This is a genomic window from Chryseobacterium ureilyticum, from assembly GCF_900156735.1.
GTDB classification, from domain to species: Bacteria; Bacteroidota; Bacteroidia; order Flavobacteriales; family Weeksellaceae; genus Chryseobacterium; species Chryseobacterium ureilyticum.
The window spans coordinates 61,914-74,244 of record NZ_FTOL01000001.1 but is presented as its reverse complement, the minus strand read 5'-3'; the positions used below and the strand labels follow the sequence as shown (position 1 = coordinate 74,244).

Annotated in this window: 13 protein-coding genes; 6 read left to right on the top strand and 7 right to left on the bottom strand. The window is 35.4% G+C overall.

The window, feature by feature from the left end:
* Positions 1-78: 78 nt before the first annotated feature.
* Positions 79-1,662 carry a histidine kinase gene (locus BW983_RS00320; RefSeq protein WP_076549023.1) on the bottom strand — a complete coding sequence of 528 codons (1,584 nt, stop codon included), beginning with the start codon at positions 1,660-1,662 and terminating at the stop codon, positions 79-81.
* A gap of 317 nt (positions 1,663-1,979) precedes the next feature.
* Here BW983_RS00320 and BW983_RS00315 point away from each other — a divergent pair, with 317 nt between their 5' ends.
* Genes BW983_RS00315 through BW983_RS00305 form a run of 3 tightly spaced genes read left to right on the top strand, consistent with a single transcriptional unit; the run spans position 1,980 to position 4,000 of the window.
* Complete coding sequence (locus tag BW983_RS00315; RefSeq protein ID WP_076549021.1) at positions 1,980-3,155, top strand: thioredoxin family protein; 1,176 nt, start codon at positions 1,980-1,982, stop codon at positions 3,153-3,155.
* Positions 3,156-3,162: 7 nt separating this feature from the next.
* Positions 3,163-3,789 carry a DUF3575 domain-containing protein gene (locus BW983_RS00310; RefSeq protein WP_076549020.1) on the top strand — a complete coding sequence of 209 codons (627 nt, stop codon included), beginning with the start codon at positions 3,163-3,165 and terminating at the stop codon, positions 3,787-3,789.
* 4 nt (positions 3,790-3,793) lie between these two features.
* On the top strand, positions 3,794-4,000 hold the full coding sequence (locus BW983_RS00305) for a hypothetical protein (RefSeq protein WP_065396046.1): 207 nt from the start codon (positions 3,794-3,796) through the stop codon (positions 3,998-4,000).
* Positions 4,001-4,106: 106 nt separating this feature from the next.
* Here the strand turns inward: BW983_RS00305 and BW983_RS00300 are convergent, their stop codons facing one another.
* Entirely contained in the window at positions 4,107-5,303 is a 1,197-nt protein-coding gene (locus BW983_RS00300; RefSeq protein WP_076550745.1) for an exo-beta-N-acetylmuramidase NamZ family protein, read from the bottom strand.
* A 4-nt stretch (positions 5,304-5,307) separates the two neighbouring features.
* Here BW983_RS00300 and BW983_RS00295 point away from each other — a divergent pair, with 4 nt between their 5' ends.
* Complete coding sequence (locus BW983_RS00295) at positions 5,308-6,537, top strand: ABC transporter permease (RefSeq protein WP_076549018.1); 1,230 nt, start codon at positions 5,308-5,310, stop codon at positions 6,535-6,537.
* A 113-nt stretch (positions 6,538-6,650) separates the two neighbouring features.
* The gene (locus BW983_RS00290) at positions 6,651-7,634 is read left to right on the top strand and encodes a PLP-dependent cysteine synthase family protein (protein ID WP_076549016.1); all 984 of its coding nucleotides are present in this window, start codon (positions 6,651-6,653) and stop codon (positions 7,632-7,634) included.
* Positions 7,635-7,708: 74 nt separating this feature from the next.
* On the opposite strand, the gene BW983_RS00285 is transcribed toward BW983_RS00290, so the two are convergent.
* From BW983_RS00285 to BW983_RS00275, 3 genes are read right to left on the bottom strand one after another with little or no spacing between them, the layout of a single operon-like run.
* On the bottom strand, positions 7,709-8,239 hold the full coding sequence (locus tag BW983_RS00285) for a hypothetical protein (protein ID WP_076549015.1): 531 nt from the start codon (positions 8,237-8,239) through the stop codon (positions 7,709-7,711).
* 36 nt (positions 8,240-8,275) lie between these two features.
* On the bottom strand, positions 8,276-8,578 hold the full coding sequence (locus tag BW983_RS00280) for a chaperone modulator CbpM (RefSeq protein ID WP_076549013.1): 303 nt from the start codon (positions 8,576-8,578) through the stop codon (positions 8,276-8,278).
* A gap of 3 nt (positions 8,579-8,581) precedes the next feature.
* Entirely contained in the window at positions 8,582-9,493 is a 912-nt protein-coding gene (locus BW983_RS00275; RefSeq protein ID WP_076549012.1) for a DnaJ C-terminal domain-containing protein, read from the bottom strand.
* 92 nt (positions 9,494-9,585) lie between these two features.
* On the opposite strand from BW983_RS00275, the gene BW983_RS00270 reads away from it, so the two are divergent.
* Positions 9,586-10,788, top strand: coding sequence for a dicarboxylate/amino acid:cation symporter (locus BW983_RS00270; protein WP_076549010.1), 1,203 nt, complete (start codon positions 9,586-9,588; stop codon positions 10,786-10,788).
* Between the two features lie 14 nt (positions 10,789-10,802).
* On the opposite strand, the gene BW983_RS00265 is transcribed toward BW983_RS00270, so the two are convergent.
* Both BW983_RS00265 and adhP read right to left on the bottom strand, forming a co-directional pair.
* Positions 10,803-11,186, bottom strand: coding sequence for a DUF779 domain-containing protein (locus BW983_RS00265; protein ID WP_076550743.1), 384 nt, complete (start codon positions 11,184-11,186; stop codon positions 10,803-10,805).
* Positions 11,187-11,273: 87 nt separating this feature from the next.
* Positions 11,274-12,308 carry an alcohol dehydrogenase AdhP gene (gene adhP, locus BW983_RS00260; RefSeq protein WP_065396054.1) on the bottom strand — a complete coding sequence of 345 codons (1,035 nt, stop codon included), beginning with the start codon at positions 12,306-12,308 and terminating at the stop codon, positions 11,274-11,276.
* Between the last annotated feature and the right edge of the window lie 23 nt (positions 12,309-12,331).

The following is a 12,331-nucleotide window of genomic DNA, read 5'->3' as shown; positions in this document are numbered from 1 at the left end:
GCTATAGGTATAGTGACTTATATAATGTGTTTTAGGGAGTGAAAGGTTAATTTTTGGGAGTGAATGGATTTTTCAATTTCACTTCATTAACGGTAAAAAACATATGAAATAATCACCATCTACTGAAATATGAAGCATATTATTTTTAAAATATTCATAAATTTGATTCAAATAATCAATTCCAAATTTCTCTCCCGGAACAGCTTCCGTTTTGGGCTGGTAAGTATTCCTCACAATGATCCCATCTTCTTCTACACTAATCATAATTTCCAGTGGCTGATCTATGGTGGCAACATTGTGTTTTATAGCATTTTCCACTACTATCTGAAGCGATAAGTAAGGAATTCTTTTTTCTAAACTTTCAGGACATTTGATGATCAATTCAAAATTCAACTCTTCATCAAACCTGCTTTTCAGAAGATCCATATACTTTTGGATAAAATCAATCTCTTTGGCAACAGGAACGATATTTTCTTTCGGAGGAACAATCAAATATCTGTAGATCTTGGAAAGATTCATCGTAAATTTCTGTGCATTGCCCTTATTGATTCCTATCAGCATATACAGAGAATTCAGGGAATTGAACAGAAAGTGCGGATTGATATTATTCTTAAGCTGCTGAAGCTGATTTATCACCTCTGCTTTATGCATCTTTTCATTTTCTATGAGCAGTAAATTCTTTTCAGACTGAATTTTTTCTTTTTCCTTATATGCGATATTAGCAGATCTTTGAAACAGGAAAAAAACAGTAACAATAAGAAACAAAGCAGCAAGAAATATATATGCGGTATACGCTTTTACTTTATTTGTATTTTCATCCGTAATAAAATTAATGTAATTCACGACAGTATACCCGTCGAAATTATCTGTTTTTAAAGGTTTTATAAACCTTGTAACTTCTACACCCAGATATTCAGAAATAGCGTTTCCTTCCGTATATCCTGCTTTCGTCCTACTACTTAATGTGTCTTTAGGCTTAATATCTGTAAACTCAAAAATGCTTTTCCCAAGATATTTCTTTTCCGGATGGGTAATACAAATTCCCTCCTTTGTAAAAACATAAGCATAAGTATTTGAGCTTTTGTCTACATTGATAAAGTATTGGTGAAGATCATCCAGACTTACCGTCGAGCCATAATACAGCATATTTTTTTCAGGCAGCACAAGAGAATCATAACTCATCCAATAGATGCTGTCATTATGGGTTATCAGAAAATCTTTGAAATGCCCAGGACCGTTATTCTTTATGGCAATAGATTTATCTGTATTCTCTCTGTTTTTGAAAAGTTCAGATAAAGGATTATTGCTTTCGGGCTTTTCATTTCCATTATTTTCGTAGTAATACCAGCTGTAGGTTAAAAGATTTCTCTTTTTATTCAGGTCATTTAAAACAGAAGAATAATCTTTATAATTCTTTAACCCGTCTTTTTGAATCAGGGCACGAAGTAAATACTGATAATCTTCAATATTCCTGAATTCATTTTCTATTGATTCATACTTTCTGAAGAAGTTCTTTTTAGCAAAACCTTCATTATTTTCACGATTATCTTTGGTAATTAAAAGACTCAAAACAGCAAATGCTACCACAGCAATTAAGCAGGCAGACAAAGCAGCAATGTAAATGGATTTTTGGGATAAGGCGTGTTTAAAATGAATATTCAACGTTCTACATTATTTTTCCTCCAAAAGACAGATAAAGCGTATTGTTTTTCTTCTTGCAGAGTATCTCTTCTACGGATAAATTATTAATTTGCAAAGATATAACAAAGATTTCAGGACCAAAAAGTGAATTAAAATTAAATGTAAAACGTCGATAAACAGAACAGTTTCCAAAGTAAAAAAATTGAAATACAAGTATTTAATTTTCAAAAAACAAAAAAAACTTAAGTCTTAAATTTAGTTAATATCACTATCTAAACCGTTGATTAGGCTTTTATATTTTGAAAATTAATTATCTTCGCTTCAAATCTTATTTGAAAATGAAGAAGATCATCTCCGGGATATCTATTTTTTGTGCTGTTGTTATTTCTGCTCAGGAATCTATTCAGTTCCAGGACCTGCCTTACAAAGATATTATTGCCAAAGCCAAGAAAGAAAAAAAATTGGTTTTTATTGATGCTTATGCTTCATGGTGTGGTCCATGCAAAATGATGGAGAAAAATGTTTTCACCCAGAAAGCCGTTGGAGATTATTTCAATACCAATTTCATCAATGCCAGATTTGATATGGAAAAAGGAGAAGGAAGAGACATTGCTTCAAAATTTGGAGTTCGTTCCTATCCTACTTATCTTTTTTTAAATGGTGAAGGAGAGCTTGTTTCCAGAAACTCCGGTTATATGGAAGAGGGTATTTTTGTGGCGATGGCTCAGGATATTAATTCTCAGGGAGGAAAAGGCGGGTCTCTGAAAGATAGATTTGCCAAAGGAGAAAAAGATCCAGCATTCCTGATCAATGTTATGAAACTTAATTCTGATAGTGATTATGAATTTGCGAAAAAAGCTTCTGAAAGATATTTTGAAAATAAAAAAAATACCGAAGAGCTTACTAAAGATGAAATAGGATTGTTATTATACTTCCTGAAATCTATGGAAGATTCCAATTATAAAACCTTTGCTTCCAGAAAAGCAGAAATCATTAAGTTTCTTCCTGAAGAAACTTACAAAGAATTCGATGCTCAACTTAAATTAGCAAAAATAGCAGAACAGTCCATTGATGATAAAAATCAAAAAATCAACGATGAGCACTTTTTAAAAGCTGCTGAACCTTTAGTGGGAAAACAGGTTGCCACTACAAAACTAAATCAGACAAAGCTGAGCTATTATGAGAGAAATGCCAATTTCCCTGAATATGAGAAAGCAGCTTTGGATTATTATAAAAACTCAGAAGGATTCAATCCTGAAGAACTGCTAAGAGCGGCTTGGGTATTTGCAGATCATGTAAAGACTCCCTCTTCATTAAAAAAAGCAACAGAATGGGCTGAAAAGTCTGTAATGAGAGGAGAAAACTCTGAAAACACTTATATTTTAAGTAAGCTTTATTTTTTAACAGGAAATAAGGAAGTGGCTCAAAATTACGCTGAAATGTCTAGAAACTTAGCAGCTCGAAGCGGAAAAGATTCTAAATTAGCAGAAGAATTATTAAAGCAGATAAAATAACACATCGATGAAATACAGAGTATTAGCAGGTGCTTTGGCATTACTGGCAATAGGATCTCTAAATGCCCAGGAGCAGGAACAAAGCGGGGAAAAAAGTTTATATGTAAAAGGAAATGCTCTTTTTTTACCAATTGGTATTATAAATCTTGGTGTAGAAAAACAAGTTAGTTCAAAATATACTCTTCAGGGAGATGTTTTTATTTCACCGTGGAAATCTTTTGCAGGACACGAATTACAATTCTATTCAGTTTCTGCTGAAGGAAGGTATTATTTCAATGAAGCGTTTAAGCATTGGTACGTGGGAGCTAATCTCTCTTTTGCAGCTTACAATCTTCAAAAATGGAACTATTGGAATGATAATTTACATGTAAAAGATGACGGAGAAACTTTTATCAATTCCAATCTTTATCAAAGAGGGTTCTCAATTATGTTAGGGATTACAGGAGGTTATCAGTTTCAGTTATCAGAACGTTGGAACCTTGATCTTTATGCAACTATCGGAACATCTCAAGGATTTTATAAAGGTTATGATCGTACAACAGGGAAACGTTACGATGGAGCTGAAGGTCTCAACAGGAGCGGTGAAATTATCCCTTACAGAGGCGGGGTCATGATCTCTTACAAATTCAAATAATACAATGAAACCATTCGGAAAAAATCATATTATCATTTCAGTGATCACTTTTGTGATCCTTTTTTTAATGAACTATCTGGGAAATGATCTTCCAGATAAATTACAGAGAGCTTTACTGACTGCTTTTGCAGGAGTTGTAGGCTTAACCATCGGACTATTTATATTAAACAGGGCGAAGGATGATAAAAACCCACCCCAAAATTTTGATTAGATTAAAGGCTGAAAGTTTCTTTCAGCCGTATTACTATCAGGTGATCTTTTAAGAAGGTAAAAGTCATTTTTTTTATAACTTCCATAACTTCAAGCTCCCGTTTTTATTAATCTTCGTAAACCACATACCGGGTTCTGATCTTCTCAAAGTTTTCCAGATCTTTTTTCCATGAAGCCTTAATTTCCGGAATTGATTTTCCAGCAATAATCTGCTTTCTGAATTCATCAGTTCCGGACAAAGTATCAAACCACAAATTCTTCAAGAAGAAGTCCAACTGAGGATTTTTGTAGTTTTTATAAGCTTTGATGACCCACTCCAGATTCAATTCTCTTAAATCATTAGGATAATCGGAAAGGTTTTCTCCATAGCATAATTTACCATTCAGAAAAGGATCTTTTGCGCCATAGCTTGGTTTAGGGGTAAACTTATAAGGTAAACTTTCCGTCCATGGAGAACCATAAATCTGAAAAGGCTGATCCGTTCCTCTTCCTACAGAAACCTGAGTTCCCTCAAAGAAGCATAGACTTGGATATAAATTGATAGCTTTATCATTAGGTAAATTAGGTGATGGCTTGTCTAATATCGTATAGCGCTGTTTCTTGTGATAATTTTTCATCGGAATTAAAGTATACTTTGCCTGAACACGATTTTTTAGCCACTTTTCACCATTCACCATTTTTCCGTATTCTCCAATGGTCAATCCATAGACTACAGGGACTTCGTGCATTCCTACAAAGCTTGTCCATTTTTTTCTCAAAACCGGTCCGTCAGTATAACCATCATGCGGATTCGGACGATCTAATACCATTACTTCGACATTATTTTCAGCTCCTGCTTCCATTAAATAAGTTAACGTAGAAATATACGTATAGAATCTCACTCCCACATCCTGAATATCGAAAACAACAAGATCTATTCCTGCCAATTGTTCAGGTTTTGGCTTTTTATTGCTTGCATATAAAGATACAATTGGGATTCCTGTCTTCACATCTACTCCATTCTTCACTTTTGCACCAGCATCAGCATCTCCTCTGAAACCATGCTCGGGAGCAAATATAGATTTAATATTCACCCCATTCTTTACCAGAAAATCTACCAAATGAGTTCTGTCACTCATCAAACCTGTCTGGTTGGTAACAATACCAATTGTTTTACCCTTTAATAAAGGTAAATACACTTCAGGTTGATCCGCACCCGTTTTAAAAACCGATTGATCTTGAGTTTGAGAATAATATTGGTTGAATACTCCTAAAAAAATTAGGCAAATCAGAAGTAAATTTTTAATTTTGAAATCTAAATTCATAAGCTTGAAGTTTCCTTTATATTTCTCTAGAAAAATAGCATTTTCCAAAGATAACAAAAATAACCTATCAAGGGTTATCATCTTCATTGGCAGGCTTTCTGTAGCATTGGGGATTATTGTTTCCCTGATCACCGTAGCCACCGGATTCGGTTCCAAAAAGGCTATTAAGGAAAGACTCGCAGATTTCAGCGGACATATTACCGTAAGATCTACCCGCTCAAACTCATCTTATAACACTTCGGTTCTTGATAAACAGGGATTGAATATGGCTAAGATCAAAGAACTTCCCGATGTGGAAAGCACACAAAAATATGTGACGGTTACCGGAATCATGCGTAATGAGCATAATTTCGCAGGAATTATATTTAAAGGGGTCGGAAAGGATTTTGACAGCTTAAGATTTAAAAAATTCCTCCTTGCCGGCACTACCCCGAAAGTTACAGAAGTAGGCTTCAATAATGACGTTGCAATTTCTCAAAAAATAGCCAATGATCTTCACCTTAAAGTAAACGACAGTATAGTTACTGTTTTCTTAAAAGCTGACCAAAAACCTCTTTACCGTAAATTTAAGATTGTAGGAATCTATAGAACGGACATCAAACTGATTGATGAGCAATTTGTTATTGGTGGGATTAATCATGCAAGAAAAATTCAGGATATGAAACCGGATGAGATCGGTGGAATTGATATTTTCCTGAAAAACGTAAACGATATTGATAAAGATTTTCCAGATATCGAGAAATTGATCGGGTATAAAAACTATGCTGAAAAAGCCACTGAAAAGTTTCCACAGATTAATGATTGGATAAGTATTTTTGACACTAATATTGCATTGATTATTATCATTATGCTCATTGTAGTTGTTATTAATATCATTATGGTTCTTCTTATTCTTATTATTGAAAGAACCAATTCTATTGGATTACTTAAAACATTAGGAGCAAGCAACGCTCAGATCAGAGCTACTTTCATCAATTATACTCTGATTATTATGATTCCGGGGCTTTTATATGGAAATGCCATCGGATTAGGACTTATTTTAATTCAGAAATTCTTTGGAGTTATTAAACTTAATCCGGAAAATTATTATGTAAGTACAGTTCCTGTGGATCTTAATCCTATTGCTATTGTTTCCATTTCATTAGGGATTCTGGCTATATCTGCTCTTGCTTTAATTATTCCGAGTTATCTGATCAGTAAGATTTCTCCGGTGAAGGCCATTAAATATAATTAATGATTAAAACGATTCAATTGAAATTATCCTCAATTGCTGTAATTTTATCTACAAATTATCCAAAGCATAGATAATTTTAAAAGCATTATCTTTGCATCGCTTATAAAACATTTATGAAATACGCAAAAAATATCCTTGAAACTATAGGTAACACACCGTTGGTAAAGCTTAACAATGTATTAGGTGAAGATTTTCCAGCATTAGTTTTAGCAAAAGTAGAGACATTCAACCCAGGAAACTCTGTGAAGGACAGAATGGCTCTTAAAATGATAGAAGATGCCGAAAAAGACGGCAGATTAAAACCTGGAGGAACCATTATTGAAGGGACTTCCGGAAATACAGGAATGGGATTGGCATTAGCAGCAATCATCAAAGGCTACAAATGTATCTTTGTAACAAATTCCAAGCAATCTAAAGAGAAATGTGACATTCTACGCGCTGTAGGTGCTGAGGTAATCGTTTGCCCTACTGACGTAAAACCGACAGATCCACGTTCTTATTATTCAGTATCTAAAAGATTAGCTAAAGAAACTGAAAACGGATGGTATGTAAACCAATACGATAACTTGTCCAACAGAACGGCTCACTACGAATCTACCGCTCCTGAAATCTGGGAACAGACAGAAGGAAAACTGACTCACTTTGTAGCAGGTGCCGGAACAGGAGGTACTGTTACAGGATGTGGAACATTCTTCAAGGAGAAAAATAAAGATATAAAAGTAATCGGTGTAGATACTTACGGATCTATCCTTAAGGAATTCCATGAAACTGGAGAATTGCACTACGATCATGCTTACACTTATATTACAGAGGGAATTGGTGAAGATATCATTCCTGAAAACTATGATATGTCTGTAATTGATCATTTCGAAAAAGTAACGGATAAAGACGGAGCAATCTATGCAAGAAAACTGGCTAAAGAAGAAGGTATTTTCTGTGGTTATTCTGCCGGAAGTGCTATTGCTTCATTGGTTCAGATGAAAGATCAGTTTACTAAAGATGATGTAATTGTAGTTTTGCTTCACGACCACGGTTCAAGATATGTAGGAAAAATCTACAACGACGAGTGGATGAAAGAAATGGGTTGGCTAGACTAATCAAAAAACAGAAAGGCAAAAATTGTTATTTCATTAACATAAAAAAATCGGAGCAAAAAATTTGCTCCGATTTTTTATTGTTGATTGATATTATCTTTTAAGATTTTCTTTAACAGAGAATAATCTTTTTCAGTCATCGATTTTCTGGGAAACATATAATTGTATTTTCCTTCCAGAGCAATGAATTCATTATTACTGTCAAAAAAATTAAAATCTTTCCATTCACTAGTTTCTTTTTCTCCATCAATATTGACTGTGAAAAAATTCTGCTCAATTCTGATTTCGTAAATTTCACATTTTTCCAATGTATTCAGATAGTGATTAACCTGTTTTTTCCATCTTGAAACCTTATTAACACTTACAGACAGGAAAACAGCACAAAGCAAAAGTATAAAGCTTAGGAAATATAAAATCCCCTGACTTTCCTTACTTAGGCTTCCTTTCAGAAAAAATGCAATCAGTAAGACAATAGCAGCAATGATGGTTGTTACTGTTTTTCCTTTAGTGGTAGGAGAAAAAAGCAAACTGCCCTGCTTTCCGCTAAAATAAATCTCTTCAAAATTCTTTCTTTCAGGTCTTAATATAATCACCTTTTCCTCACTCATAATACATGGTTTGCTTTAAAAAGCTACAAAACTAAGCTAAATATCCTCATATTGATCATTCAAAGCGGAAAGTTTATTCATCAGCTCCCTGTTTCTTCGCTTTAAGGCATCTAGTTTTTTCAGCATATTATGGATGACTTCCAATCCCGGAAGGTTTATTTCAAGATCATAATGCCAGTTGGCAAACTTTTCGAAATCAGGAAGATCTTCATACATCAGGTAATGAATATTATCTTCAACATGAATGTTGAGCAAACCGTACTCTACAAGATCATCAAAAAAAGTGATTTCTATATTGTATATTCTTACGAGTTCTTCCCGTGATATTCTTTCACTCATAGCTTAGGCGTTTTTAAGTTGTTCAAAAAGATCTTTCTGTTTTTCGGTAAGATTGGTTGGTAGTTTTACTTCGTAGGTTACAAAAAGATCACCATGTTCACCATCTTTTTTATAGACAGGAAAACCTTTTCCCTTAAGTCTTACGGTAGTTCCGGTTTGAGTTTCTGGTTTCACTTTCAGATTTACGCTTCCGGTAAGGGTATTTACGTTGACATCCCCACCTAGAACTGCGGTATATAAATCTATTGTAACTTTTGTCTTCAGATCATCACCAATTCTTTCAAAAATCGGGTCCTCAGGAATATTAAATGTGATGTACAGATCTCCGCTCGGTCCTCCGTTTAGTCCAGGATTTCCGTGTCCTTTTAACTTGATCTTCTGCCCATCATATACTCCGGCTGGAATGGTAATCCTTACTTTTTTTCCGTTGATCTCGAAGGTTTGTGGATGGGTAACTGCGGCATCTCTTAAATTTAAGTTCAGTTCGGCATTTACATCCTGTCCCTTAAACTTTCCTGAAGCTCTTCCTCTTGAACTTTTACCAAAACCTCCTGCTCCACCGAACATATCCTGGAAGAAATCTGAAAAATCCTCGCCCTCTCCAAAATCTGCACCGGAGAAACCTCCGCCATAGTTGTTTTGTTGTTGATATTGTCTTTGCTGTTGCTGAGCTTTTTCGTATTCCTCTCCATGCTTCCAGTTTTCGCCATATTTATCGTATTTGGCGCGGTTTTCAGGATTACTTAGAACTTCATTAGCTTCGTTCAGTTCTTTGAATTTTCTTTCGGATTCTTTGTCATCAGGGTTTAGGTCGGGATGTAGCTTTCTAGCCAGTTTTCGGTAAGCTTTTTTAATTTCATCTTGTGTTGCGCTTTTATCTACACCTAAAGTTTTATAATAATCTATATAAGCCATAGAAACGATTTTACCCAAATTTATGAAATTTAGGTCTGAAAATTGTATAACAGAATGTTAAAAATAAACCTATCTTTGATAAAAAGTGCCACATGAAAGAGGTATTAAAAAACTACTCAGGAATCATATTTTTACTATTGGGAATCACTATTGGAAGCATCATTGGAATTGTTGCTCCGGGCTTTGTAGAATATATAAAACCTTTAGGTGATATTTTCCTTAATCTTCTTTTCGTAAGTGTGGTACCTTTGGTATTCTTTGCGGTGTCCAATTCTATTGCATCGTTAGAACAGCAATCAAAATTCGGGAAGATCATTCTTGTGATGGCGCTTACTTTTTTATTTTTCATTTTAACGGCTGCTATTTTCACCATCTGTGCAGTGTACCTTTTTCCTGTTTCAGGGGTTTCAGGGAGTTCTGAGATGATTACGGAAGCTGCCAGTGAAGAAAGCTGGGGGAATAGAATTGTGAGTTTTTTCACGGTGGGAGAATTTACTGCTCTTTTTTCGAGACAAAATATGCTTGCCCTTCTTATTTTTGCTTTTATGACAGGCTTTGCAGCCAGAAAGACAGGTGAAAGCGGACAGGCATTCAGAACATTTATTGCATCGGGATATGAGGTAATGAAAGAGCTACTTCTATTAGTAATGAAGCTTGCTCCGATTGGTCTGGGTGCGTACTTTGCCTATCAGGTGGCAACGTTAGGACCACAGCTTTTTGGGTTTTATGCTAAGCCTTTAGGATTATATTATGTAGCAGGAATTATTTATTTTCTGGTATTCTTTTCTATTTATGCATTTATGGCGAATGGACAGAAAGGAGTTAAAAGCTTTTGGAGTAATGCTATTTACCCTTCCCTTACAGCAATAAGTACTTGTAGCAGTTTTGCAACAATGCCAGCGAATCTGCAGGCAGCTTCGAAAATCGGAATTCCCAATTCGATTGCCAATCTGGTAATTCCTATTGGAACTACTCTGCATAAAAACGGATCTTCCATGTCTTCTATTATCAAAATCTATGTAGCATTTCTGATTATCGGGAAAGACTTCTTTGATCCATCTAATCTTTTATTGGCTTTAGGTATTACTGTCTTTGTAAGTATTGTAGCGGGTGGAATTCCCAATGGAGGATATATTGGTGAAATGCTGATGATTTCAGTGTATAAATTACCGCAAGAAGCCATTCCGGCTGTAATGATTATCGGAACACTGGTAGATCCTTTAGCAACTGTTTTAAATTCTGTAGGAGATATTGTCGCAGCTATGTTTGTGAACCGGTTTGTAAAAGTCACCTGATTTTAAGGTAAAGACTATTCACTTCTTTGTACGGGTTCCAGATTTTCATATTCTTCAGTAGTAAAAAGCCTGTATTGTACTTTAAATGTTTTCCCTAAAGGAGTTTCCAGCGAAAATCCTCCGGGACCAAATCCGTCAGTAACATCGAGTGTAAAATGAGAATATTTCCAGTATTCAAACAGGTCGCGATCTATCCAGAATTCGTGTCCGTTGATGGTTCCTATCATGGCATCATTCATTCTTGGGAAAAAACCTCCTTTTTCGAAGCATTGCGGTTGGGTACCTTCGCAGCATCCGCCTGCCTGATAAAACATCAGAGCACCGTATTTGTTTTCAAGCTCCTGAATAACTTCAAGTGCTTTTTCTGTTGCAGACAGTCTTGATACTTTTTCTTTCATTGTTTTTTCTTTTTCAAATTTAAATTTTATCAATTCCGATAATAAAAGACCCGGCAAATGATTTTGCCGAGTCCTGTCTCTCATTGTTTAATTTGAGTTTGCAATATCCAATACGATTCTTCCGTCAATCTGACCTTTTTTCATTTTGTCAAAAACATCATTGATATCTTCTAATTTGGCTGAAGTGACTGTTGCTTTTACCAACCCTTCATTGGCAAAGTCAAGAGCTTCCTGTAAATCTTTTCTTGTTCCTACAATAGAACCTCTTACGGTGATTCTTTTTAAAACGGTTTCAAAAATCGGAAGTTCAAATGATCCTGGCGGAAGTCCGTTAAGAGCAATGGTTCCTTTTCTTCTTAAAACATCTATTCCTTGTTTGAAAGCAATAGGTGAAACTGCTGTAATCAGCGCGCCATGCATCCCGCCTACTTCTTTATGTAAATATTCTCCGGGATCTGTATTTTTTGCATTTACGACAAGATCTGCCCCAAGTTTTTTGGCTAAATCCAGTTTGTCATCTGCTACATCAATGGCTGCCACATGCATTCCCATAGCTTTTGCATACTGAACTGCCACATGTCCCAATCCGCCGATTCCTGATATTGCTACCCATTCTCCCGGCTTTGTTTCTGTTTCTTTTAATCCTTTATAAACGGTTACTCCGGCACATAAGATGGGAGCAATTTCCAAAAAGTTAACATTTGATTTCAGGTGACCTACATATCTTGAATCTGCAATAACATATTCTGCAAAACCACCATCTACACTATAACCGCCATTTTTTTGAGCTTCACAAAGAGTTTCCCAACCTGTTATACAATAATCACAGCATCCGCAAGCGCTATACAGCCACGGAACACCTACAGCATCTCCTTCTTTTACAAAAGCTTCGGGTCCGCAGGCTACTACAATTCCTACTCCTTCGTGTCCCGGGATAAGAGGCATTTTAGGTTTTGCGGGCCAATCGCCATCTACTGCATGTAAGTCTGTATGGCATACACCACAAGCAATCACTTTCACAAGAACTTCATATCTTCCTGGTTCTCTTACAGGTACTTCTTCGATTTTCAGGGGTTGTCCGTAGCCCTGAACTACGGCAGCTTTCATTGTTTTTGGGATCATATTTTATTTTTTAATTCAGTTTT